At 71.5% G+C, this 23,108-nt stretch carries 22 protein-coding genes and 1 pseudogene; 15 read left to right on the forward strand and 8 right to left on the reverse strand.

The window, feature by feature from the left end; translation table 11 throughout:
• Positions 1–49: 49 nt before the first annotated feature.
• A complete protein-coding gene (locus ACFY0K_RS08755) occupies positions 50–1,399 on the reverse strand; it encodes a DUF2252 domain-containing protein (RefSeq protein ID WP_390639219.1) in 1,350 nt (449 codons plus the stop codon).
• A 223-nt stretch (positions 1,400–1,622) separates the two neighbouring features.
• Between ACFY0K_RS08755 and dnaE the strand changes: the two genes are divergently transcribed.
• Positions 1,623–5,162 (forward strand): DNA polymerase III subunit alpha, encoded by a 3,540-nt coding sequence (dnaE, locus tag ACFY0K_RS08760; RefSeq protein ID WP_390639220.1) that lies wholly within the window; start codon positions 1,623–1,625, stop codon positions 5,160–5,162.
• 113 nt (positions 5,163–5,275) lie between these two features.
• Here the strand turns inward: dnaE and ACFY0K_RS08765 are convergent, their stop codons facing one another.
• Positions 5,276–5,455, reverse strand: a complete 180-nt coding sequence (locus ACFY0K_RS08765) for a hypothetical protein (RefSeq protein WP_390639221.1) — start codon at positions 5,453–5,455, stop codon at positions 5,276–5,278.
• 221 nt (positions 5,456–5,676) lie between these two features.
• On the opposite strand from ACFY0K_RS08765, the gene ACFY0K_RS08770 reads away from it, so the two are divergent.
• The 4 genes from ACFY0K_RS08770 (at position 5,677) to ACFY0K_RS08785 (ending at position 9,718) form a co-directional block, all read left to right on the forward strand.
• Complete coding sequence (locus ACFY0K_RS08770) at positions 5,677–6,900, forward strand: NYN domain-containing protein (RefSeq protein ID WP_390639222.1); 1,224 nt, start codon at positions 5,677–5,679, stop codon at positions 6,898–6,900.
• Between the two features lie 179 nt (positions 6,901–7,079).
• Positions 7,080–8,099 carry an ABC transporter ATP-binding protein gene (locus ACFY0K_RS08775; RefSeq protein WP_390639223.1) on the forward strand — a complete coding sequence of 340 codons (1,020 nt, stop codon included), beginning with the start codon at positions 7,080–7,082 and terminating at the stop codon, positions 8,097–8,099.
• 100 nt (positions 8,100–8,199) lie between these two features.
• A complete protein-coding gene (locus ACFY0K_RS08780) occupies positions 8,200–9,027 on the forward strand; it encodes an ABC transporter permease (RefSeq protein ID WP_351954454.1) in 828 nt (275 codons plus the stop codon).
• 34 nt (positions 9,028–9,061) lie between these two features.
• Complete coding sequence (locus ACFY0K_RS08785) at positions 9,062–9,718, forward strand: AAA family ATPase (protein WP_390639224.1); 657 nt, start codon at positions 9,062–9,064, stop codon at positions 9,716–9,718.
• Between the two features lie 247 nt (positions 9,719–9,965).
• Here the strand turns inward: ACFY0K_RS08785 and ybaK are convergent, their stop codons facing one another.
• The 4 genes from ybaK to ACFY0K_RS08805 form a co-directional block, all read right to left on the reverse strand.
• Positions 9,966–10,475 carry a Cys-tRNA(Pro) deacylase gene (gene ybaK, locus ACFY0K_RS08790; protein ID WP_390639225.1) on the reverse strand — a complete coding sequence of 170 codons (510 nt, stop codon included), beginning with the start codon at positions 10,473–10,475 and terminating at the stop codon, positions 9,966–9,968.
• Positions 10,476–10,491: 16 nt separating this feature from the next.
• Positions 10,492–11,232, reverse strand: coding sequence for an LON peptidase substrate-binding domain-containing protein (locus ACFY0K_RS08795; protein WP_390639226.1), 741 nt, complete (start codon positions 11,230–11,232; stop codon positions 10,492–10,494).
• 11 nt (positions 11,233–11,243) lie between these two features.
• Positions 11,244–12,308 carry a hypothetical protein gene (locus ACFY0K_RS08800; RefSeq protein ID WP_390639227.1) on the reverse strand — a complete coding sequence of 355 codons (1,065 nt, stop codon included), beginning with the start codon at positions 12,306–12,308 and terminating at the stop codon, positions 11,244–11,246.
• A 155-nt stretch (positions 12,309–12,463) separates the two neighbouring features.
• Entirely contained in the window at positions 12,464–14,041 is a 1,578-nt protein-coding gene (locus tag ACFY0K_RS08805; RefSeq protein WP_390639228.1) for an oxidoreductase, read from the reverse strand.
• Between the two features lie 248 nt (positions 14,042–14,289).
• Here ACFY0K_RS08805 and hisD point away from each other — a divergent pair, with 248 nt between their 5' ends.
• The 10 genes from hisD to ACFY0K_RS08855 all read left to right on the forward strand — a co-directional run bounded on the left by hisD (position 14,290) and on the right by ACFY0K_RS08855 (position 22,003).
• Positions 14,290–15,615, forward strand: coding sequence for a histidinol dehydrogenase (hisD, locus tag ACFY0K_RS08810; RefSeq protein ID WP_390639229.1), 1,326 nt, complete (start codon positions 14,290–14,292; stop codon positions 15,613–15,615).
• Positions 15,612–16,721 (forward strand): histidinol-phosphate transaminase, encoded by a 1,110-nt coding sequence (locus tag ACFY0K_RS08815; RefSeq protein WP_390639230.1) that lies wholly within the window; start codon positions 15,612–15,614, stop codon positions 16,719–16,721. Before hisD ends, ACFY0K_RS08815 begins: the two co-directional genes overlap by 4 nt.
• Positions 16,718–17,311, forward strand: coding sequence for an imidazoleglycerol-phosphate dehydratase HisB (gene hisB, locus ACFY0K_RS08820; RefSeq protein ID WP_028422551.1), 594 nt, complete (start codon positions 16,718–16,720; stop codon positions 17,309–17,311). Before ACFY0K_RS08815 ends, hisB begins: the two co-directional genes overlap by 4 nt.
• A 3-nt stretch (positions 17,312–17,314) precedes the next feature.
• The gene (locus ACFY0K_RS08825; RefSeq protein ID WP_351704898.1) at positions 17,315–17,479 is read left to right on the forward strand and encodes a hypothetical protein; all 165 of its coding nucleotides are present in this window, start codon (positions 17,315–17,317) and stop codon (positions 17,477–17,479) included.
• The gene (gene hisH / locus ACFY0K_RS08830; RefSeq protein ID WP_390639231.1) at positions 17,476–18,126 is read left to right on the forward strand and encodes an imidazole glycerol phosphate synthase subunit HisH; all 651 of its coding nucleotides are present in this window, start codon (positions 17,476–17,478) and stop codon (positions 18,124–18,126) included. The genes ACFY0K_RS08825 and hisH overlap by 4 nt, the downstream gene beginning before the upstream one ends.
• Positions 18,123–18,848: a bifunctional 1-(5-phosphoribosyl)-5-((5-phosphoribosylamino)methylideneamino)imidazole-4-carboxamide isomerase/phosphoribosylanthranilate isomerase PriA gene (priA, locus tag ACFY0K_RS08835; RefSeq protein ID WP_351954444.1), complete on the forward strand. Its 726-nt coding sequence runs from the start codon at positions 18,123–18,125 to the stop codon at positions 18,846–18,848. Before hisH ends, priA begins: the two co-directional genes overlap by 4 nt.
• Positions 18,845–19,249, forward strand: a complete 405-nt coding sequence (locus tag ACFY0K_RS08840; RefSeq protein WP_390639232.1) for a RidA family protein — start codon at positions 18,845–18,847, stop codon at positions 19,247–19,249. The genes priA and ACFY0K_RS08840 overlap by 4 nt, the downstream gene beginning before the upstream one ends.
• A complete protein-coding gene (gene hisF, locus ACFY0K_RS08845) occupies positions 19,246–20,001 on the forward strand; it encodes an imidazole glycerol phosphate synthase subunit HisF (RefSeq protein ID WP_390639233.1) in 756 nt (251 codons plus the stop codon). Before ACFY0K_RS08840 ends, hisF begins: the two co-directional genes overlap by 4 nt.
• 122 nt (positions 20,002–20,123) lie before the next feature.
• Positions 20,124–20,714: an ArsR/SmtB family transcription factor gene (locus ACFY0K_RS08850; RefSeq protein WP_390639234.1), complete on the forward strand. Its 591-nt coding sequence runs from the start codon at positions 20,124–20,126 to the stop codon at positions 20,712–20,714.
• Between the two features lie 38 nt (positions 20,715–20,752).
• Positions 20,753–22,003 carry an MFS transporter gene (locus ACFY0K_RS08855; RefSeq protein WP_390639235.1) on the forward strand — a complete coding sequence of 417 codons (1,251 nt, stop codon included), beginning with the start codon at positions 20,753–20,755 and terminating at the stop codon, positions 22,001–22,003.
• 5 nt (positions 22,004–22,008) lie between these two features.
• On the opposite strand, the pseudogene ACFY0K_RS08860 reads toward ACFY0K_RS08855, so the two are convergent.
• Both ACFY0K_RS08860 and ACFY0K_RS08865 read right to left on the reverse strand, forming a co-directional pair.
• Positions 22,009–22,408 (reverse strand): annotated as a pseudogene (locus ACFY0K_RS08860) (VOC family protein).
• 10 nt (positions 22,409–22,418) lie between these two features.
• A complete protein-coding gene (locus ACFY0K_RS08865; RefSeq protein WP_351954440.1) occupies positions 22,419–23,054 on the reverse strand; it encodes a TIGR03085 family metal-binding protein in 636 nt (211 codons plus the stop codon).
• Positions 23,055–23,108: the final 54 nt, after the last annotated feature.

The following is a 23,108-nucleotide window of genomic DNA, read 5'->3' on the forward strand; positions in this document are numbered from 1 at the left end:
ACGTACTCATGTAAGGGACCCCTAAAAAGGCCCTGAGAATCGGCGAAGGTTACAGCCCTGGAATGCGGCCGTTGCGGAACAGGTCGACGAAGATCTGGTGGTCGGCACGCGCGCGTGCGCCGTAGCTGTGCGCGAACTCGGTGAGCAGACCGGCGAAACCGTCCTCGTCCGCCGCGATCGCCGCGTCGATCGCCCGCTCGGTGGAGAACGGCACCAGGGACTCGCCGGAGGTGTCGTCGGCCGCCGAGTGCATCGACGCCGTGGCCCGGCCGAGGTCCGCGACCACCGCCGCGATCTCCTCCGGGTCGTCGATGTCGCTCCAGTCCAGGTCCACCGCGTACGGCGACACCTCGGCGACCAGCTGACCCGCGCCGTCCAGCTCGGTCCAGCCCAGCCACGGGTCGGCGTGCGCCTGCAGGGCGCGCTGCGAGATGACCGTGCGGTGGCCCTCGTGCTGGAAGTAGTCCCGGATCGCCGGGTCCGTGACGTGCCGGGAGACGGCCGGGGTCTGCGCCTGCTTGATGTAGATCACCACGTCGTTCTCCAGGGCGTCCGTGGCGCCCTCCAGGAGGATGTTGTACGACGGCAGGCCGGCCGAGCCGATGCCGATCCCGCGGCGGCCCACGACGTCCTTCACGCGGTAGGAGTCCGGGCGGGAGAGGGACGACTCGGGGAGGGTCTCCAGATAGCCGTCGAAGGCGGCGAGGACCTTGTAGCGGGTGGCCGCGTCCAGCTCGATGGAGCCGCCGCCGGAGGCGAAGCGGCGCTCCCAGTCGCGGATCTCCGTCATCGAGTCCAGCAGCTCGAAACGGGTCAGCGACCGGGCCGCGCGCAGCGCGCCGAGCAGCGGGCCCTCGGCGGTGTCCAGGGTGAACGGCGGCACCTCGTCCCTCTTGGCCCCCGTCGCCAGCGCGTGGATGCGCTCGCGGTACGCGTCCGCGTACACCTCGACCAGCTCGGTGATCTGCTCGTCGCTGAGCGCCTTCGCGTACCCGATCAGCGCGATGGAGGCGGCGAAGCGCTTCAGGTCCCAGGTGAACGGGCCGACGTAGGCCTCGTCGAAGTCGTTGACGTTGAAGACCAGGCGGCCGTTGGAGTCCATGTACGTGCCGAAGTTCTCCGCGTGCAGGTCGCCGTGGATCCACACCCGTGAGGTGCGCTCGTCCAGGTACGGCCCGGTGTATATGCGCCCGCCGCCCGGACCGGCGTGACCGGCGTCCAGGTCGTGGTAGAAGAGCGCCGCCGTGCCCCGGTAGAAGGCGAAGGCCGAGGCCGCCATCTTCCGGAACTTCACGCGGAACGCGGCCGGGTCGGCGGCCAGGAGCTCGCCGAAGGCGGTGTCGAAGACGGCGAGGATCTCCTCGCCGCGCTGCTCGCCGTTGAGCTGGGGGACCGACATCGCTGGGTGCCTCCTGGTGCGTGTGGTGCCTGACATGTGGCGCGGATCTCTCGCCCGGACCAACGTGCGAAGGTCCCGGGGAGTGCCCGCTTTCCCGGCATGAAGGTACGCGGGGCAGCCCGCCCGGTGTCAGTGCCGAGGCATAGGATTCCGCTGTCCCACCAGACTGTCCGCAGCCGGTCGGAAGATCGTCGACGCCTGTTTTCCTTCGGAGGCCGAAACCGTGTCAAAGCCGCCCTTCACGCACCTGCACGTCCACACCCAGTACTCGCTCCTGGACGGTGCCGCGCGGCTCAAGGACATGTTCAACGCCTGCAACGAGATGGGCATGACACACATCGCCATGTCCGACCACGGCAACCTGCACGGGGCGTACGACTTCTTCCACTCCGCGAAGAAGGCCGGGGTCACCCCGATCATCGGAATCGAGGCGTACGTCGCCCCCGAGTCCCGGCGCAACAAGCGCAAGATCCAGTGGGGCCAGCCGCACCAGAAGCGGGACGACGTCTCCGGTTCCGGCGGTTACACCCACAAGACGATGTGGGCCGTGAACAACACGGGGCTGCACAACCTCTTCCGGCTCTCCTCGGACGCGTACGCCGAGGGCTGGCTGCAGAAGTGGCCCCGGATGGACAAGGAGACCATCGCCCAGTGGTCCGAGGGGATCGTGGCCTCCACCGGCTGCCCCTCCGGCGAGCTGCAGACCCGGCTGCGCCTCGGGCAGTACGACGAGGCGCTGAAGGCGGCCGCCGACTACCAGGACATCTTCGGCAAGGACCGCTACTTCCTGGAGCTGATGGACCACGGCATCGAGATCGAGCACCGGGTCCGCGACGGCCTCCTGGAGATCGGCAAGAAGCTCGGCATCCCGCCGCTGGTGACGAACGACTCGCACTACACGTACGCGCACGAGGCGGCCGCCCACGACGCCCTGCTGTGCATCCAGACCGGCAAGAACCTCTCCGACCCGGACCGCTTCAAGTTCGACGGCACCGGCTACTACCTGAAGTCCACGGAGGAGATGTACGCCATCGACTCCTCGGACGCCTGGCAGGAGGGCTGCGCCAACACCCTCCTGATCGCCGAGATGGTCGACACCACCGGCATGTTCGAGAAGCGCGACCTCATGCCGAAGTTCGACATCCCCGACGGCTACACCGAGGTCACCTGGTTCAAGGAGGAGGTCCGCCGGGGCATGGAGCGCCGCTTCCCCGGCGGCATCCCCGAGGACCGTCAGAAGCAGGCCGACTACGAGATGGACGTCATCATCCAGATGGGGTTCCCCGGCTACTTCCTCGTGGTCGCCGACTTCATCATGTGGGCGAAGAACAACGGCATCGCGGTCGGCCCCGGCCGAGGCTCCGCGGCCGGCTCGATCGTCGCCTACGCCATGGGCATCACCGACCTCGACCCGATCCCGCACGGCCTGATCTTCGAGCGGTTCCTCAACCCCGAGCGCGTCTCCATGCCCGACGTCGACATCGACTTCGACGAGCGTCGGCGCGTCGAGGTGATCAGGTACGTGACCGAGAAGTACGGCGCCGACAAGGTCGCCATGATCGGCACCTACGGCAAGATCAAGGCGAAGAACGCCATCAAGGACTCCGCGCGCGTGCTGGGCTACCCGTACGCGATGGGCGACCGCCTCACGAAGGCGATGCCCGCCGACGTCCTCGGCAAGGGCATCGACCTCGACGGCATCACCAACCCCTCGCACCCGCGGTACAACGAGGCCGGCGAGATCCGCGGGATGTACGAGAACGAGCCGGACGTGAAGAAGGTCATCGACACCGCCAAGGGCGTCGAGGGCCTGGTGCGGCAGATGGGTGTGCACGCGGCCGGCGTGATCATGTCCAGTGAGCCCATCGTCGACCACGCCCCGATCTGGGTGCGGCACACGGACGGCGTGACCATCACGCAGTGGGACTACCCGCAGTGCGAGTCGCTCGGCCTGCTGAAGATGGACTTCCTCGGCCTGCGCAACCTGACGATCATGGACGACGCCGTCAAGATGGTGAAGTCCAACAAGGGCATCGACCTCGACCTGCTGTCCCTGCCGCTCGACGACCCGAAGACCTTCGACCTCCTCCAGCGCGGCGACACCCTGGGCGTCTTCCAGTTCGACGGCGGCCCCATGCGCTCCCTGCTGCGCCTGATGAAGCCCGACAACTTCGAAGACATCTCCGCCGTGTCGGCGCTCTACCGTCCCGGCCCGATGGGCATGGACTCGCACACCAACTACGCGCTGCGCAAGAACAAGCTCCAGGAGATCACCCCGATCCACAAGGAGCTGGAGGAACCCCTGGAAGAGGTCCTGGCCGTCACCTACGGCCTGATCGTCTACCAGGAGCAGGTGCAGAAGGCCGCGCAGATCATCGCCGGTTACTCGCTCGGCGAGGCCGACATCCTCCGGCGCGTGATGGGCAAGAAGAAGCCCGACGAACTGGCCAAGAACTTCACCATCTTCCAGGCCGGCGCCCGGAAGAACGGCTACAGCGACGAGGCGATCCAGGCCCTGTGGGACGTGCTGGTCCCGTTCGCCGGCTACGCCTTCAACAAGGCGCACTCCGCCGCGTACGGCCTGGTCTCGTACTGGACCGCCTACCTCAAGGCCAACCACCCCGCCGAGTACATGGCCGGACTGCTCACCTCGGTCAAGGACGACAAGGACAAGTCGGCCGTCTACCTCAACGAGTGCCGGCGCATGGGCATCAAGGTGCTGCCGCCGAACGTCAACGAGTCGGTGCACAACTTCGCCGCGCAGGGCGACGACGTGATCCTCTTCGGCCTCGAAGCCGTCCGCAACGTCGGTACGAACGTGGTCGAGTCGATCATCAGGAGCCGCAAGGCCAAGGGCAAGTACAACTCCTTCCCCGACTACCTCGACAAGGTCGAGGCGGTCGCCTGCAACAAGCGCACCACGGAGTCGCTGATCAAGGCGGGCGCCTTCGACGCCCTGGGGCACACCCGCAAGGGCCTCACCGCGCACTTCGACTCGATGATCGACAACGTGGTCGCGGTCAAGCGCAAGGAGGCCGAGGGCCAGTTCGATCTCTTCGGCGGGATGGGCGAGGAGGAGAGCAGCGAGCCCGGCTTCGGTCTGGACGTCGAGTTCACCACCGAGGAGTGGGACAAGACCTATCTGCTCGCCCAGGAGCGGGAGATGCTCGGTCTGTACGTCTCCGACCACCCGCTCTTCGGCCTGGAGCACGTGCTCTCGGACAAGGCCGACGCGGGTATCGCCCAGCTCACCGGCGGCGAGCACGCGGACGGCGCGGTGGTCACCATCGGCGGGATCATCTCCGGCCTGCAGCGCAAGATGACCAAACAGGGCAACGCCTGGGCGATCGCCACCGTGGAGGACCTCGCGGGCTCCATCGAGTGCATGTTCTTCCCGGCCAGCTACCAGCTCATCTCGACCCAACTGGTCGAGGACGCGGTGGTGTTCGTCAAGGGCCGCCTCGACAAGCGTGAGGACGTGCCCCGGCTGGTGGGGATGGAGCTGACCGTCCCGGACCTCTCCAACGCCGGCACCAACGCGCCCGTGATCCTCACCATCCCGGCCACCCGGGTCACCCCGCCGATGGTCAGCCGCCTCGGCGAGATCCTCAGCCACCACAAGGGCGACAGCGAGGTCCGGATCAAGCTCCAGGGCCCGACCAAGACCACCGTGCTCCGCCTCGACCGGCACCGGGTGAAGCCGGACCCGGCGCTCTTCGGCGACCTCAAGGTGCTGCTCGGCCCGTCCTGCCTGGCCGGATAGGCCCCGGCTCCCGGCCCGCCGGCCGGTACGCACGCGGAAGGGGCGCACCCGCAACGGGTGCGCCCCTCCTGCGTGCCTGGGCTTCAACAGCCCGGGGGGACCTGGTCGGTCGCTCAGTTGTGGCCGAAGCTCTTCTGCTTCTTGCGGGCGACGTCCGCCGGGCTGCCCTGGATGTGCGACACCGGCGAGTCCTGGGACTCGCCCGACGTACGCTGCCCGTGCTGCTCGTGGGTCTGCTCGCTCTGCGGGGTGCGGTTCTGGGTGCCACCCTTGCGGTTCTTGTTCTTGGCCATGGTGATCTGCCTCCTGTGGGGGATCTAGGGGCCGAATTCAGATTCACATAGGCTGACAACAGACGCATTTCGGATAATTACCGTCTGTAACAGGGCTTGTCGGAGAGCGAGGGCCCGAAACGCCACGCCGAAGATCGAGTTCGGGCCGTTAACCCCCGCGTGGTCGGGCAGACTCGAAGGAAGCCCCGAAAAGCAAACCTCCCGGAAAGAGGGTGAGTCGCGTGGACCGCTGCATCGTCCTGGTGGACGCCGGGTATCTGCTGGGTGCCGCCGCCAGTCTCCTCGCCGGTGAGCCCTCCCGATCCCGCATCACCGTCGACCACGCCGCGCTGATCCAGGCGCTGCGCGACCGCGCGGAGTCCGACACCGAGCGTCCACTGCTGCGCATCTACTGGTTCGACGGCGCCCCCGACCGCGTCCCCCAGCCGGAACACCGCAGGCTGCGCGTGATGCCCCGGGTGACCGTCCGGCTCGGCGCGCTGACCCGCAGCGACGGGCGCTGGGCACAGAAGGGCGTGGACGCGGCCATGCACGCCGAGCTGACCGAGCTGGCCAGGAACAGGGCCTGCTCCGACGTCGTCCTCGTGACCGGCGACGGGGACCTGCTGCCGGGCATGATGGCCGCCAAGGAGCACGGGGTCGCCGTGCACCTGTGGGCCGTGCAGGCCGCCGACGGCGACTACAACCAGTCCGAGGACCTGGTCGCCGAGGCCGACGAGCGGCGGGTGCTGGACCGGGCGTGGATCACCCAGGCGGTCCGGGCCAAGGAGCTGACCGCGGTCTGCGCGCCGCCGCCGGTGCCGCGGCCGGAGATCGCCGCGATCCTCTCGGCGCCGCTGCCCGAGTCGTCGCTGGCGGCGGCCCCCGAGCCGGGGACCGAGGACACGGAGCGGGCGCCCGCGGCGAGCGTGGTGGAGAACGGGGCGCAGGAGCGGGTGCCGGCGCCGAAGGGGGTGCCGACGCCCAAGGACCTCGCCGCCCTGCGCGCGCCGGGCGCGCAGCCGGTCCAGCATCCGGCGACCACGGCCACCCTGCGGTGGTCCTCCGACAAGGGGTGGGTGGACCGGCCGGGGGTGGCGGCGGAGCCGGCCGAGGCGGCCTCCATGCCGACGCTGGCGCAGCTGACCACGGCGGAGCAGCGGTGGGCCGACCGGGAGGAGGACATCACGACCGTCGGGGGGGATCCGTACGAGGTCGGGCAGGTGTTCGCCCGGCGGTGGATGTCACGGCTCGGGGACCAGAGCCACCTGCACAAGCTGTCGGGGATGTATCCGCGGATTCCGCACCGGATCGACGGGGAGCTGCTGCGGTACGCGGCGCGGTTCGGGTTGCTGGCGCACAAGGACGACCAGATCGACGAGCACGACCGGTACGCCATTCGGGCGGGGTTCTGGAGAGAGTTCGATGTGCCGGCGGGGGCCGGGGAGCATGCGTCTGCGGAGTGAGCGACGGGGCTGCGGACCTCATTTCGGGTGCGGGCCGGTGGGGGGCTCGTCGCGCCCAAGCGGCGGACCCGCATAGGTGATGCAGCCCCGCGCCCCTTCGGGGCGCCGTCCTTACGGAGCCGGGAAGCGGGGCGCCCCAAAGGCGAGTAAACGGGGGCGACCCCGTACCCTCGTTTCTTGTGAGTACGGGCGTGGGTCGGGCACTTCGGCGGCAGGGTGATGTCGTATGTGCCGTGCGTGGGCTGACCAAGACCTACGCCGCGGTCAAAGGGCGGCGTGGTGCCGCCGCCGTGCCCGAGGTGCGGGCCACCGACGGGGTGGAGCTCGACGTCCGGCGCGGGGAGGTCTTCGGGCTGCTCGGGCCGAACGGGGCCGGCAAGTCGACGCTCGTACGGCAGCTCACCGGGCTGCTGCGGCCCGACGCGGGCAGTGTCGAGATCCTCGGGCACGACATCGTGCGGCACCCGGAACGGGCCGCGCGGATCCTCGCCTACCTCGGGCAGGAGTCCAGCGCCCTCGACGAGCTGACCGTGTCCCTCGCGGCCGAGACCACCGGTCGGCTGCGCGGACTGGACGTGCGCGAGGCGCGGCGCGAGCGCGACGCCGTCCTCGAGGAGCTGGGCCTGACGCCGATCGCCGGGCGGGCGCTCAAGAAGCTCTCCGGCGGACAGCGGCGGCTCGCCTGCTTCGCCGCCGCGCTGGTCGGGGAGCGGCCGCTGCTCGTGCTCGACGAACCGACGACCGGGATGGACCCCGTGGCCCGGCGGGCCGTGTGGGCCGCCGTGGACCGGCGGCGGGCCGAACAGGGCGCCACCGTGGTGCTCGTCACCCACAACGTCATCGAGGCCGAGACGGTCCTGGACCGGGTCGCCGTCCTCGACCAGGGGCGGGTCATCGCCTGCGACACCCCCGCCGGGCTCAAGGAGCGAGTGGCCGGCGAGGTGCGGGTCGAGCTGGTGTGGCGCGAGCGGGCGCCGCTGGAGGTGCCCGAGGTGGCCGCCCTGCGGGAGCGCGCCGTCGAGTCCGGCCGGCGCTGGACGCTGCGGCTCGTGCCCGAGGAGGCGCGTGCCGTCGTCGCCACGGTGACCGGCGGGGCCGCCTTCGCCGCCCTCGACGACTTCACCCTCGCCACGCCCAGCCTGGAGGACGTCTACCTGGCGCTGGGCGGCGCCGCCCGGCAGGGGTTGGTGAAGGCGTGACGGCGAGCGCGTGGATGAACAGGACGGCGGCCGGGCGCGTACGGAAAGACGCGGCAGCAGTACCGGTCGCAGGTGCCGCACGGAAAGGGAGCAGCGCGACGTGAGTGTCGTACCCGCTGAGGTTCTGCCGGGCGGTGCCCTGGCCGTGGAAGAGACGGCGCCGGGCGGCCCGGCGGCCGAGCTGGGCCCGCGGGCGCGGCTGTGGCCGTCGCTGGTGGCCGTCTACCGCGCGCAGCTGTCCCGGGCCCGGGTGGCGCGGATCCCGCTGCTGTTCGTCGCGACCTTCCAGTCCGTCGGCATCATGGTCATGATGCGCGGGGTGGTGGACTCGCGGGGCGAGGCCCAGTCCGTGGTGGCGGGCTCGTCGGTCGTCGTCGTCGCCTACGTGGCGCTGAACCTGCTCGCGCAGTACTTCGGGCAGTTGCGGGCGAGCGGCGGGCTCGACCACTACGCCACGCTGCCCGTGCCGCCGGCCTCGGTGGTGCTCGGGGCGGCCGCGGCGTACGCCTCCTTCACCGTGCCGGGGACGCTGGTCACGGCCGTCTTCGGGTGCGTGCTGTTCGGGCTGCCGCTCGGGAACCTGTGGATCCTCGTCGCGGTGATCCCGCTCGCCGGGGCAGCCCTGGCGGGGCTGGGCGCGGCCTGCGGACTGCTGGCGCCCCGTCCCGAACTCGCCACCCTGCTCGGGCAGCTGGGCATGTCGGCGGCGCTGCTGCTCGGCGTGCTGCCGCCGGACCGGATGCCGGGGATCATCCAGTTCGCGCGGGACCTGCTGCCGTCGACGTACGGCGTCGAGGCCTACGCCCGGACCTTCGGGGCGCGGCCGGACTGGGCCGTCGTCCTCGCTGACCTGGGGGTGTGCGCCGGGGTGGGTGTCGTCTCGCTGGCCGTCGCCACCTGGGCGTATCGCAGGGCCGCCGTCCGGTGACGCGCCCCACAGGCCGACCTGGCACGATGGCAACGTGACCGCACCGTTGACGCCGCCTCCGCCACCGCACGACCAGTCCCCGCACCAGGCCTGGCAGGCTCCGCCGCCTGCCGGGGCGGGCGCGGGGGAGTACGGACAGGACGGTCCAGGGATGAAGACCGAGCTGCGGGAAGGCGCCGTGATCGCCGTCGCGGTGGCGGTGAGCGGGGTGCTGCTCGGGCTGCTGTGGCTGTGGCTGGCGCCGCATGTGCCGCTGGTGGGGGAGCAGTCCGGCAAGAACTGGGCGGTCTACCTCAAGGACAGCGAGGGGGAGCAGGCGGCCGGGGTGGACGGAACGTTCACGCTGCTGGCGCTGGCGTTCGGGGTGGTGAGCGCAGGGGTGGTGTTTCTGTGGCGGCGGCGTGGGGGCGTGCCGCTGGTGGTGGCGCTGGGGGTCGGGGGGCTGCTGGCGTCGGTGCTGGCCTGGCGACTCGGGATGTGGCTGGGGCCGGAGTCGGACGTGATCGCTCACGCGAGGGCCGTGGGTAAGGGGGTGACGTTCTCGGCGCCGCTGAAGCTCGGGGCGAAGGGGGCGTTGCTGGCGTGGTCGTTGTCGGCGTTGGTGGTGCACCTCGGGTTGACGGCGCTGTTCGGTCCCCGGGACCCGGAGCCCCCGTACGAGGACGGCCCCTACGCCGCTCCACCGGCATGACTTTTCCCGCCCCCGCCGCCCCCTACCCGTCCCATCCTCCAGGGGGCGCCGCGCCCCCTTCGACCCCCGCCCCGGCCTTCGGCCTTGTCCTCAAACGCCGGACGGGCTGAGATGTGGTGCCGACCGGCCGGCTACGCCGGACGGCGACCGTGGTTCGAGCGGCCCTTCTTCAGGCGCCACTTCCTTTTCCGTGTCTTCTTCGACATGTCTTCCGTACTTAACGCAGTGCCGAGACTTCGTCGAGGGGTCACGCACGTCCGATCGGGGCCAGTGTCGCGTTCGTCAGACTCGCGAGGGCGGTCGGGGCGAGTTCCACCTCCAGGCCGCGGCGGCCCGCCGAGACGCAGATCGTGGCGTGGGCCGAGGCGGAGGCGTCCAGGACCGTGGGGAGTTTCCTGCGCTGGCCCAGCGGGGAGATGCCGCCGCGGACGTAGCCCGTCGTGCGCTCGGCCAGGGCCGGGTCTGCCATCGCCGCCCGCTTGCCGCCGACCGCCGTGGCCAGGGCCTTGAGGTCCAGGGTGCCGGCCACCGGCACGACCGCGACCGTGAGCGCGCCGTCGACGTCCGCGACCAGGGTCTTGAAGACACGGTCGGGGGACACGCCCATCGCCTCCGCCGCCTCCTCGCCGTAGGACGGGTGGGCGGGGTCGTGGTCGTAGGCGTGGACCGTGAAGTCCACGCCTGCCGCGGTAAGGGCCACCGTCGCCGGGGTGCCACCGCCGCCGGACTGCTGCTGTTTCTTTGATTTCTTCGGCATTCAGGAAGACCCCGGGTCAGTTCAGGCTCGTCGGTGCCCGCGTCAGCTCCGCCGCGGGCAGTGACGGCAGGTTACGGATGATCGCCGTCTCGGAGCGAAGGAGTTTCAGCTCGTCGCGGAGGCGGGACGCCGTGTCGGGGGCCTGGAGCAGGCGCTGCTTGGTCGGGGTGTCGTGCATCATCGCGGCGGCGACCAGGTAGGAGACGACCGACGGTTCGTCGGGGAGGTCGGCACCCGTGGAGAGGGAGCGTTCTCGGGCGCCCGCCAGGCGCTTCTGGTACTGGCGGAAGGCCCGCAGCACGCCCTCGGCCAGCGCCCCGGCCTCGTCGCCCTGCTCCTCCGTGAGCTCCTCCAGCTCGGCCGTGAGGAACGGCCCCGACGCGTCGACGGAGAGCAGCCGCACCCGGTTCGTACCCGTGGCCAGCACCTCGAACGTGCCGTTCGCCCGCTCCCGGATCGTCGCCGCGTCCGCCACGCAGCCCACCCGGTGCAGGGACTTGAGGGGGTCGGGCCCGAAGCCGGCCGCCGGGCCCCGGTCGGGCTGCGCCGTCGGGTCCGGCATGCCCGGCGCGCTCGGCGCCACCTCGTGGCCGTCGCGGATCGCCACGACGGCGAACCGGCGTGGTTCTTCCTCGGGCGTCTTCAGCAGGTCGCGCATCATGGCGCGGTAGCGCTCCTCGAAGACGTTCAGCGGCAGCACGAGCCCCGGGAACAGCACCGAGTTCAGCGGGAAGAGGGGGAGACGGACGGTGGTCACGGCGCCACAGCCTAGTGGTCATCGGCGGGAACATGTCCGCCGTGCTCGGCCCGTGGTCGCCCCGTGGCCCTCGGTGAGGGGATCAGCACGGCCTCGGGGGGCGGTTCCGTACCGGCCAGCAGGTGGGCGCGCAGGCGTACGAAATGGCCCAGCGGGTCGTCGGAGAGCCGCCCCCAGGGGAAGGACGTGACGTACGGGCCGATCAGGTCCAGCTGGGCGCGGGCGGCCTCCCAGCGTTCCAGGCGGACCAGCAGGTACATCAGCTTGTTGCGGATCTCGGCCGGCCAGGTGTCGGCCGCCGGGAACCGCGCGGAGAGCGCGATCGCCCGGTCGGCCGCCGCGTCCAGGCGGGCCCGCGGCACCTCGGGTCCGCAGCCGTCGGTGAGGTAGGCGAAGGCGGCGCGGGCGGGGAGGGCCTGGACGAGGGAGTCGGCCGGGGCGTCCTGGGCGGCCAGGTCGGCGAAGTCGAAGCACTCGCGGTGCGAGCCGTGCCAGTACGTGCCCAGGTAGCGCAGCGCCGCCACATGGCAGCCGTAGTGGTGCGGGGCGCGGCGGACCGCCGCCTCCCACAGCTCCTCGAAGTAGCGGTGCCCTGCGTTCGTGCCGCGGGCGTGGTCGAGGGCGATCCGCCACGGCACCGGGTCCCGGTCGTCGCCGCGCGCGGCAGCCGTGATCAGCGGGCTGAGCGGGCGCAGGAGCTCCGCGCGGGCGGGCGAGTCCCAGGCCTGGTCCACCCCGAGCTGGGCCTGGACCAGCAGCAGGTCCGGGTCGTGCGGGGCGGCCGCGGCCCACTGGCCGAGCCACTCGGCGCGGGAGCGGGCGAAGAGCGCGAGCCGGCGCACGTACCGGTCGCGTTCCTCCCACTCGGCCGCGTCCCCGGTGCCGGCCAGCAGTGCCGCCGCCGCCTCGTGCTCGCCCCGGCCGGCCGCGACCAGCGCGGGGGCGAGCCGGTCGTCGGGCGCGTCGAGGAACACCTCGTCGTCGGCCGGGAGCGGTCCGGCGGCGAGAGGCGGAGCGTTCGTTGCCCTCCGTCCGGAACGGAAGAGCGCGCGCAGCGAAGCCATGGCGTTGACCATTGAAAGTCCGCAGGTCGGGGCAGCGCCAGACGGTATGGCCAACTCCACGAAAGTTGTACGGTCGCCGGTCAAGGAGCGGTAAAAGCTGACTATTGCTCACCTGTTCCGTACCTGTCAGTGCCACCCACCTCGGCTGCCCCGGGAGACGCCGGCCGTCACCCCCGCCTCAGCAGCCGCGTCGCCCCCGCCGCCACGGTCGTGGCCAGGATCCAGCCCAGCAGGATCATCGCCGCCGCCGCCCACTGCCAGCCCCCGGTGAGCCGCCACTGCCCGACCTGGCCCAGGTCGATCACCGGCAGCAGCAGGTCCAGGACGAACAGCGCCGGGTCCCAGGCCGGGTGGCCGCCCGAGTTCATCGGCGGATGCGGGGCGTGCGCGAACGCCAGCGTGCCCGCCGCCCACAGCACCGCCATCCACACCGCCGCCCGGCCCGGCCGGTAGCCGTAGGCCACCGTCAGGTCCTGCGCGAACCCCCAGAGCTTGGCGGCCGGCGGCAGCGTCTCGCGGCGCCGCCGCTGCTTGGCGAGCAGCACCTCGCGTGCGTCCTCGTCCTCGCCGGCGGCCCGCAGCACGGTCGCCAGGCGCTCGTACGGCTCCGGGTTGTACTCGGCGGTCGCCGCCGCCACCCAGTCCAGGCGCCGGGTCAGCGGGAACGGGCCCTGCGGCACCAGGTTCTCGTAGCCGAAGCCGCCCATGTGCAGCCGCCCGGGCCCCGGCCAGCTGGTCGCCCGGTCCACCAGGTTGACGACCCGGGCGCCGGACAGCACCACCCGCCCGCGCTGCGGCTCCTCCCCGAGGAACCGCAGCTCCGGCGCCTGCACCCGGCGCAGCGACAGCTCCTGGTCGTCCGTGAAGGTCAGCCGTGCCCGCTCCAGGTCCACCGCGTCCCCGAACCGCCCGTCGTCGAGGCGGACCCCGCCCTGGCACTCGAACCGCTGGATCCGCGTACCGCGCGCCGGGGTCGTCCCGCTCTGCCAGGGGCCGCCCACCCCGGCCGGGGTCAGGTACAGCGTCCGGCCGACGGTCAGCTGGGGCGCGTTCAGCGCGAACCGCCCGTCGGGGTTGCGCAGCCGCGCCCCGCGCAGGCTCAGCGAGACGCCCACCTTGGCACTGCGCAGGCTCAGCTCCCCGTGCGTCTCCAGGAGCTCCGCCGTCAGGTCCTGGCCGACGGTCATGCCGTCCGCCGCGATCGACCGCCCGCTGCGGTCCCGGTACACCACCGCCTGGTTCAAGAGCAGATCGGTGCCGATGTGCGCGTCGGTCAGCCGGACCCCGCCGAGGAACCGGCAGCGTGGCAGATGCAGGTCACCCTCCGTGTGCAGCCGGGCCGCCTCCAGGCGCGGCGCCGCGCAGTTCACGAACCGCGCCGTCGTGAAGTGCGCCTCCGGCAGCAGGATCTCGTCGTCGAACCGGCAGCCGCGCAGCTCCATGTACGGCAGGACCGTGCCGCCCGCCAGGTCCAGGGTTCCGGTGATCCGGACGCCGGCCAGCTTCAGCGAGGCGACCCGGCCGTCCAGCGCCGGCGGCCCGTCGAGCAGCAGCCAGCACACGATCCGGGCCCGCACGGTCCGCTCGGGCCCCCACGGGTGGCCGCCGTGCGGATCGTCCACGTGCAGGTCGCCGCTGCTCAGGTCGTACACGCTGCCGTTGCGGAACGCCTGCCACATACCGGCCTCGGCCGCGGTCAGATCGTCCGGCAGATCCCCGTCGCGGACGCCGTCCCCCTGGGTCACGGCTTTTCCTTCTTCCTCAACTACTCGCGGGTCATGTTCGGTACAACCGGTGATGCCCGGTGCGTGAGCCCTCGAACACAGTTGGTGACGGTGATCTTCCGGGTTCCGGTCAGGCTATGTGCCGGGCGCCGCCCCCCGCCCCGTATCAAGCCACGGAGCCGCGGTCGGTGCGGTCGCCGGCTCACGTTCTGTATCAGCCATTGATACGCGCGGACGGGCTCGGAGTGCCGTCTGAGAGAATTGAGCCTGTGATCTCCCGAATCGATCTGCGCGGCGACGCCCTCCCCGAGGGCCTCGCTCTGCGCGACCTGCTGCCCCGAGCCGACTTCGACGTCTCGGCCGCCCTGGAGAAGGTGCGTCCGATCTGCGAGGCCGTGCATCATCGGGGCGACGCGGCGCTGATCGACTTCGCCGAGAGGTTCGACGGCGTACGCCTGGAGTCGGTACGGGTCCCGGCCCAGGCGCTCACGGACGCGCTGGCGCAGCTCGACCCGGCCGTGCGCGCGGCCCTGGAGGAGTCCATCAGGCGCGCCCGGCTCGTCCACCGCGAGCAGCGGCGTCCGACGCACACCACGCAGGTCGCGCCCGGCGGCTCGGTCACCGAGAAGTGGGTGCCGGTCGAGCGGGTCGGGCTGTACGCGCCCGGCGGACGCTCCGTCTACCCCTCCTCCGTGATCATGAACGTGGTGCCCGCGCAGGAGGCCGGCGTCGAGTCGATCGCGCTCGCCTCGCCCGCGCAGGCCGAGTTCGGGGGCCTGCCGCACCCGACGATCCTCGCCGCCTGCGCCCTGCTCGGCGTCGACGAGGTGTACGCGGCCGGCGGCGCCACGGCCGTCGCCATGTTCGCGTACGGCACCGAGTCCTGCCCGCCCGCCACCATGGTCACCGGCCCCGGCAACATCTGGGTGGCCGCCGCCAAGCGCTACTTCACCGGCAGGATCGGCATCGACGCCGAGGCCGGCCCGACCGAGATCGCCGTCCTCGCGGACGCCACCGCCGACCCGGTGCACGTCGCCGCCGACCTGATCAGCCAGGCCGAGCACGACCCGCTCGCGGCCGCGGTGCTGGTCACCGACTCCGTCGAGCTTGCCGACGCGGTCGAGAAGGAGCTGGCGCCGCAGGTCGCGGCGACCAGGCACGTCGACGACCGGATCGTGCCCGCACTCGAGGGCCGGCAGTCCGCGATCGTCCTGGTCGACGGCATCGACGAGGGCCTGCGGGTCGTCGACGCGTACGGCGCCGAGCACCTGGAGATCCAGACGGCCGACGCCGCCGCCGTGGCCGACCGGGTGCGGAACGCGGGCGCGATCTTCATCGGACCCTGGGCGCCGGTCTCCCTCGGCGACTACGCCGCCGGCTCCAACCACGTGCTGCCCACCGGCGGCTGCGCCTGCCACTCCTCCGGGCTCTCCGTCCAGTCCTTCCTGCGCGGCATCCACATCGTCGACTACACGCGGGACGCGCTGGCCGAGGTCGCGCACCACGTGGTCACGCTGGCGGAGGCGGAGGACCTGCCCGCGCACGGCGCGGCGATCAAGGCAAGGTTCGGATGGAAGGTACCGACGGGCAAGTGAGCTTCGGCATCGACGATCTCCCCGTACGGGACGAGCTGCGCGGCAAGTCCCCCTACGGCGCGCCCCAGTTGGACGTCCCCGTACGGCTGAACACGAACGAGAACCCCTACCCGCTGCCCGAGCCGCTGGTCGAGCGGATCACGGAGCGGGTGCGCGAGGCCGCCCGGGACCTGAACCGCTACCCCGACCGGGACGCGGTGCAGCTGCGCACCGAGCTGGCCAGGTACCTGACGAAGACCGGCAACCACCCGCTCACCATCGAGAACGTGTGGGCGGCCAACGGCTCCAACGAGGTCATCCAGCAGCTGCTGCAGACCTTCGGCGGACCCGGCCGCACCGCGATCGGCTTCGAGCCGTCGTACTCGATGCACTCGCTCATCTCGCGCGGCACCGGCACCCGCTGGATCTCCGGCCCCCGCAACGCGGACTTCACCCTCGACGTCGCGGCGGCCGCGGCGGCCATCGCCGAGCACCGGCCGGACGTCGTCTTCATCACCACCCCCAACAACCCCACGGGCAACGCGGTACCGGCCGAGACGGTCCTCGCGCTCTACGCGGCCGCCCAGGCCGCCAAACCCTCGATGGTCGTCGTCGACGAGGCCTACATCGAGTTCAGCCACGGCGCCTCGCTGCTGCCGCTGCTCGAAGGTCGGCCGAATCTCGTCGTCTCCCGGACCATGTCGAAGGCCTTCGGCGCGGCCGGCCTGCGCCTCGGCTACCTCGCCGCGCACCCCGCGGTGGTGGACGCCGTCCAGCTGGTCCGGCTGCCTTACCACCTGTCGTCGATCACCCAGGCGACCGCGCTGGCCGCCCTGGAGCACACCGACACGCTGCTGAAGTACGTCGAGCAGCTGAAGGCCGAGCGGGACCGGCTGGTAGCCGAGCTGCGGGCGGCGGGCCTGGAGGTCACCGAGTCGGACGCCAACTTCGTGCAGTTCGGGCGGTTCGAGGACCCGCACGCGGTGTGGCAGCGGATCCTCGACCGGGGAGTCCTCGTCCGGGACAACGGCGTGCCCGGCTTCCTGCGGGTGTCCGCCGGAACCCCCGAAGAGAACGACGCGTTCCTCGACGCGGTACGTGAAGTCAAGAAGGAGCTGGACGCATGACCCGCGTAGGGCGCGTGGAGCGCACCACCAAGGAGACCTCGGTCCTCGTCGAGATCGACCTCGACGGCACCGGCAAGACCGACATCGCCACCGGCGTCGGCTTCTACGACCACATGCTCGACCAGCTCGGCCGGCACGGTCTGTTCGACCTCACCGTGAAGACCGACGGCGACCTGCACATCGACTCGCACCACACCATCGAGGACACCGCCCTCGCCCTCGGCGCCGCCTTCAAGCAGGCCCTCGGCGACAAGGTCGGCATCTACCGCTTCGGCAACTGCACGGTCCCGCTGGACGAGTCGCTCGCCCAGGTCACGGTCGACCTGTCCGGCCGCCCGTACCTCGTGCACACCGAGCCGGAGAACATGGCGCCGATGATCGGCGAGTACGACACCACCATGACCCGGCACATCCTGGAGTCCTTCGTCGCCCAGGCGCAGGTCGCCCTGCACGTGCACGTACCGTACGGACGTAACGCGCACCACATCGTGGAGTGCCAGTTCAAGGCGCTGGCGAGGGCGCTGCGCTACGCCTCCGAACGCGACCCGCGCGCGGCCGGCATCCTCCCCTCGACGAAGGGCGCGCTGTAAGCGATGAACAGCCTCTCGACCATACTGATCGTCGTCGGCCTCTTCCTGGTCGGCGGAATCATCTCCTTCGTCAAGCAGAAGATGCCCACCAGCCTGATCGTGCTGCTCTCGATCAGCGCCGCCCTGTGCCTGGTGGCGGGCGTCATGAGGCTGGAGGTGTGGAATTGAGCGGATCCGCGGCTTCCAAGAAAGTCGTCGTCTTCGACTACGGCTTCGGCAACGTCCGGTCCGCCGAGCGCGCCCTCGCCCGCGCCGGGGCCGACGTCGAGATCACCCGTGACTTCGACCGGGCCATGAACGCGGACGGCCTGCTGGTGCCCGGCGTCGGCGCCTTCGCCGCCTGCATGGAGGGCCTGCGCGGGGCGCGCGGGGACTGGATCATCGACCGCCGGCTGTCCGGCGGGCGCCCGGTGATGGGCATCTGCGTCGGCATGCAGATCCTGTTCGCGCGCGGCATCGAGCACGGCGTGGAGACCGAGGGCCTCGACGAGTGGCCCGGCTCGGTCGAGCCGCTCCAGGCCGAGATCGTCCCGCACATGGGCTGGAACACCGTGGACGCGCCGGCCGGCTCCGAGCTGTTCGCCGGCCTGGACGCCGACGCGCGCTTCTACTTCGTGCACTCCTACGCCGTCCACGACTGGGCCCTGGAGACGCACAACGCGGCCATGCAGGCCCCCAGGGTGACCTGGTCGACGCACGGCAAGCCGTTCGTGGCCGCCGTGGAGAACGGCGCCCTGTGGGCCACCCAGTTCCACCCCGAGAAGTCCGGCGACGCCGGCGCCCAGCTCCTCACCAACTGGATCGGAACACTGTGAGCACGCTCGAACTCCTTCCCGCCGTCGACGTCCGCGACGGCCAGGCCGTCCGCCTCGTGCACGGCGAGTCCGGGACCGAGACCTCCTACGGCTCCCCGCTGGAGGCGGCCCTCGCCTGGCAGGGTTCGGGCGCCGAGTGGCTGCACCTGGTCGACCTGGACGCGGCGTTCGGCACCGGCGACAACCGCGCGCTGGTCGCCGAGGTCACCGGGGCCATGGACATCAAGGTCGAACTCTCCGGCGGCATCCGCGACGACGCCACCCTCGCCGCGGCCCTCGCCACCGGCTGCACCCGCGTGAACCTCGGCACGGCCGCCCTGGAGACCCCGGAATGGGTCGCCAAGGTCATCGCCGAGCACGGCGACAAGATCGCGGTCGGCCTGGACGTACGCGGTACGACCCTGCGCGGCCGAGGCTGGACCCGCGACGGCGGCGACCTCTACGAGACCCTCGCCCGCCTCGACAAGGAGGGCTGCGCCCGCTATGTCGTCACCGACATCGCCAAGGACGGCACCCTCCAGGGCCCGAACCTGGAGCTCCTGAAGAACGTGTGCGCGGCGACGGACCGGCCGGTCGTGGCCTCCGGCGGCGTGTCGTCGCTGGACGACCTCCGCGCGCTGGCCGGCCTGGTACCCCTCGGTGTCGAGGGCGCCATCGTCGGGAAGGCCCTGTACGCCAAGGCGTTCACCTTGGAAGAAGCACTGGAGGCAGTGTCACGATGACGTCCGATGCCGTACGGCGCGTGCAGAGCGGAAGTCCCTGGGAGGAGAGCTTCGGTTTCGCCCGCGCCGTCGCGGCGGGCGACCGTGTGGTGGTGGGCGGTACGACGTCCTTCAAGGGCACCGTGCTGTACGGGGAGGGCGACCCGTACGAGCAGGCCAAGGTGGCCTTCACCACCGCCCTGGAGGCGATCGCCGAGTTCGGTCTGGGACCGGAGTCGGTGATCCGCACCCGCCTGTTCCTTGCGCACGCGCGCGACATGGACGCGGTGGGACGCGCCCACAAGGAAGTCTTCGACACGGTGCGCCCGGTGAGCACGTTCGTCGTGGTTACCGGCTTCGTCGACCCGCGCATCCTGGTCGAGGCAGAGCTAGAGGCATACAGAGGAGCCGTGGATTCATGACCCTGGCGGTCCGAGTCATCCCCTGCCTGGACGTGGACAACGGCCGGGTCGTCAAGGGCGTCAACTTCCAGAACCTGCGCGACGCGGGCGACCCGGTCGAGATGGCCAAGGTGTACGACGCGGAGGGCGCCGACGAGCTGACCTTCCTGGACATCACCGCGTCCTCCGGCAACCGGGAGACCACCTACGACGTGGTCCGCCGCACCGCCGAGCAGGTCTTCATCCCCCTGACGGTCGGCGGCGGCGTCCGCACCGCCGAGGACGTCGACAAGCTGCTGCGCGCCGGCGCCGACAAGGTGGGCGTCAACACGGCGGCCATCGCCCGGCCGGACCTGATCCGCGAGATCGCGGAACGCTTCGGCCGCCAGGTCCTGGTCCTCTCGGTCGACGCCCGTCGCACCGAGTCGGGCTCCTTCGAGGTCACCACCCACGGCGGCCGCCGCGGCACCGGCATCGACGCCGTCGAGTGGGCCCACCGGGCCGCCGAGCTGGGCGCGGGCGAGATCCTGCTGAACTCGATGGACGCGGACGGCACCAAGGACGGCTACGACCTGGAGATGATCGCGGCGGTGCGCAAGCACGTGACCGTGCCGGTCATCGCCTCCGGCGGCGCCGGCGCCCTCACCCACTTCCCCCCGGCCGTCACCGCGGGCGCGGACGCGGTGCTAGCCGCCTCCGTCTTCCACTTCGGCGACCTGCGGATCGGCGAGGTCAAGGAGACGTTGCGGAGGGCGGGACACCCCGTGCGGTGACCTCTCGGTCGGCTTGAGCCCCGGGCGCCTGAGGGCGGCCGGGGCTTTTTGTCGGGCAGATACGAAAGGGAAGTTGCGCAAAATATATTGCGCAACTTCCCTTTCGTATTTAGCCTGGGCGAATGGCTGACAGGGAAAGAGACCGTCGCATCAAGGATGTGGGAACGCTCAAGGCCATCGCGCACCCGCTGCGGGCCCAGTTGTACCGGCTGTTGATCCTCAACCGGGTGGCGACCGCCTCTCAGCTCGCCGAGCAGGCCGACGAGGCCGTTTCACTGGTCAGCTACCACCTGCGCAAGCTGGCCGAGCACGGGCTCATCGAGGAGGCCGAGCCGCGCAGCGGAGACGGGCGGGAGCGGTGGTGGCAGCCCGCCTCGGACGGGCTGAGCATCCGTGACGAGGACTTCCGCGACGCCCCGGAGAAGGCCGCCGCGCACACCGCGGCCAGCCGCATGTTCTTCGACCAGCGCGTCGACATGTACCGGCGTTACCTCGACGAGCGTGCCTACTGGAGCGACGCGTGGACGTCGGCGTCCGACAACTCCGAGTGGCTGCTGCGGCTCACCCCGGCCGAACTGGGCGAGTTGGCCAAGGAGATGAACGAGGTCGTCCGCCGGTACGAGGAGCGCGGCCGGGCCGCCGTGGCCGCCGGTGACACCGAGGGCCGCGAGAACGTCGCGGTGCACACGTACGGGTTCCCCTTCCGGGTCTGATCCCGCACCTGATCCTGTGTCCGAGAGGACGGTCCGCCGTGACCACCGCGCTCGCTCTCCAGACCGGCCCGGACGACCGGCCGGCGCACCGAGATCCCAACGTGCTGCGCTGGCTCGGCGCCTACGGGGCGTCGATGACCGGCGACGGCGTCTACTACGTCGCACTTTCCTGGGCCGCCGTCCAGGTCGCGTCCCCGGCGCAGGCCGGCCTGGTGATGTCGGTCAGCGCGCTGCCGCGCGCGGTCTTGATGCTGGGCGGGGGAGTGATCGCCGACCGCTTCGGCCCGCGCAGGGTCGTCATCGGGAGTGACGCCGTGCGCTGCGTCGCCGTGCTCGCGGTGGCGGGCCTGCTGATGCTCACCGGTCCTGGGCTGTGGCCGCTCGCCGCGCTTGCCCTGGTCTTCGGCATCGTGGACGCCGTCTTCGTCCCCGCCGTGGGTGCGCTGCCCGCGCGTCTCACCGGAAAGGGGCAGCTCGCCCGGGTCCAGGGCATGCGGGGCCTCGCATACCGGTTCGCCGAGATCGCCGGCGCCCCGCTCGGGGGCCTCGGGGTGGCGTTCGGAGGTGCGGCGGCCGCGTTCGGGGCGGCCGGGCTGCTGATCGCGCTGTCGATACCGCTGCTGATGACCCTGCGCGTCCGGGAGCTCCCGCCGGACGGCACGGCCGGCGCCGGCTCGACCACTGGCCGACGCGACCTGGTCGCCGGTCTCCGCTACATCCGCGGTCACCGTGTCCTCGCTCCTCTGACGCTCGCCATCGCCCTCGGTGACCTGGGGTTCGTCGCGCCGCTCAACGTGGGCCTGATCCTCCTCGCCGACGAACGCGGCTGGGGTGCCGCCGGCATGGGCTGGGTGCTCGCCGGGTTCGGGACGGGTGCGGGGGCCGTCTCGCTGCTGCTGGCCGTGCGCGGCAGGATGCCGCATGCCGGTCAGGTCGTCGGCTGGTCGGTCATCGCCGGTTCCGTCGCCATCGGCGCCCTGGTCTACGTCCCGAGCGTCCTGGCGGCCGTCGGCGTCGCCGTGCTGATCGGACTGCTCGCCGGGCTCAGCGGCGCCATGTGCGGGGCCCTGCTGCAGACCCAGGCCGAGCCCGCGTACCTGGGCCGGGTCACCGCCGTCTCCGGCCTGATCAGCCTGGGCCTGACCCCGCTCAGCATGCCGTTCACGGCCGCCGCGATCGGCGCCTTCGGGCTCGGCCCGGTCTACGTCGTCAGCGCCGCCGTCTGCGGACTCGGCGGGGTCGTCGCGCTGGCCGTACCGGGGCTGCGCCGGGCCGAACTGCCCCGCTGAGGCGGTCAGCCCTTCGGCTGGGTCAGCTGGATCAGGTTGCCGACCGTGTCGTCCAGGACGGCGGCGATCGCCGGGCCCTGGTCCCGGGGTTCGTGGGGGAAGCGGACGCCCAGGGTGCGCAGGCGGTCGTACTCGGAACGGATGTCGTCGACGGAGAACACGATGGCCGGCAGTCCCGCCTCGTAGACGGCCTTGCGGTACGGGTCCGCGAGGGGACCCTCGCCGGACCTCCAGCAGGAGCTGGAGGTCCGGCTGCGCGCCCTGCGGGGCGCCGACCGTGACGAACAGGGTGCCGTCGCCCAGGTCCAGGCGGGTGCGGGTCTCGAAGCCGAGGACGTCCGTGTAGAACGCGTGCGCCTTCGGCACGTCGTCCACGTACACGCTGGTCATCGCGACCCGGATCACCGCGGGCTCCTCAGATGCCCAGCTTCTTGGACTCGTTCAGCTTGGCGATCGCGTTCTCGTCGCCGGCCACCTCGACCTTCGCCGTGTTCTGCCGGCCGAACGCGTACATCAGCAGCTCGGAGGGCTCACCGGTCACCGTCACCACGGGGGCGCCGCGATGGGCGACCGCCGTCTGGCCGTCCGGGCGGCGCAGCACCAGGCCCGTCGGCAGGCCCCGGCCGAGCAGCCGGGCCGTCCGCTCGAGCCGGGTCCACAGGGCCTCCTGGAAGACCGGGTCCAGCTCCCGCGGCGACCAGTCGGGCTGGGCCCGGCGGACGTCCTCGGTGTGCACGTAGAACTCGACGGTGTTGGCCGCCTCGTCCACCTGCTTGAGCTGGAACGGCGAGAACCGCGGCGGACCGGTGCGGATGAGCTGGATCAGCTCCTCGTACGGCTTCGCGGCGAACTCGGCCGTCACCTTCTCCAGGCGCGGCGCCAGCTGCTTGATCATCGTGCCCCCGGCCGCGTCCGGCCGGCGTTCGCGCACCACCACGTGCGCGGCCAGATCACGGGTCACCCAGCCCTCGCAGAGGGTCGGAGCCTCGGGACCGGCGGTCTCCAAGAGGTCGGCGAGCAGGAGCCGTTCACGCTTGGCGAAGGTCGACATACCGCCAGCCTACGGCCACCCGCACCGTCCGGACAGTGGACACGGACCGTGACT

The organism is Streptomyces sp. NPDC001507 (assembly GCF_042894765.1).
GTDB lineage: Bacteria > Actinomycetota > Actinomycetes > Streptomycetales > Streptomycetaceae > Streptomyces.

What these genes read in the sequence shown, in the direction of transcription:
- ACFY0K_RS08800 (WP_390639227.1), bottom strand. Translation starts at nt 12,308, where the DNA reads ATGGTCAACGCCATGGCTTCGCTGCGCGCGCTCTTCCGTTCCGGACGG.
- hisF (WP_390639233.1), top strand. Translation starts at nt 19,246, where the DNA reads ATGACCCTGGCGGTCCGAGTCATCCCCTGCCTGGACGTGGACAACGGC.
- ACFY0K_RS08765 (WP_390639221.1), bottom strand. Translation starts at nt 5,455, where the DNA reads ATGGCCAAGAACAAGAACCGCAAGGGTGGCACCCAGAACCGCACCCCG.
- ACFY0K_RS08755 (WP_390639219.1), bottom strand. Translation starts at nt 1,399, where the DNA reads ATGTCGGTCCCCCAGCTCAACGGCGAGCAGCGCGGCGAGGAGATCCTC.
- ACFY0K_RS08825 (WP_351704898.1), top strand. Translation starts at nt 17,315, where the DNA reads ATGAACAGCCTCTCGACCATACTGATCGTCGTCGGCCTCTTCCTGGTC.
- hisB (WP_028422551.1), top strand. Translation starts at nt 16,718, where the DNA reads ATGACCCGCGTAGGGCGCGTGGAGCGCACCACCAAGGAGACCTCGGTC.
- ACFY0K_RS08840 (WP_390639232.1), top strand. Translation starts at nt 18,845, where the DNA reads ATGACGTCCGATGCCGTACGGCGCGTGCAGAGCGGAAGTCCCTGGGAG.
- ybaK (WP_390639225.1), bottom strand. Translation starts at nt 10,475, where the DNA reads ATGCCGAAGAAATCAAAGAAACAGCAGCAGTCCGGCGGCGGTGGCACC.
- ACFY0K_RS08850 (WP_390639234.1), top strand. Translation starts at nt 20,124, where the DNA reads ATGGCTGACAGGGAAAGAGACCGTCGCATCAAGGATGTGGGAACGCTC.
- ACFY0K_RS08865 (WP_351954440.1), bottom strand. Translation starts at nt 23,054, where the DNA reads ATGTCGACCTTCGCCAAGCGTGAACGGCTCCTGCTCGCCGACCTCTTG.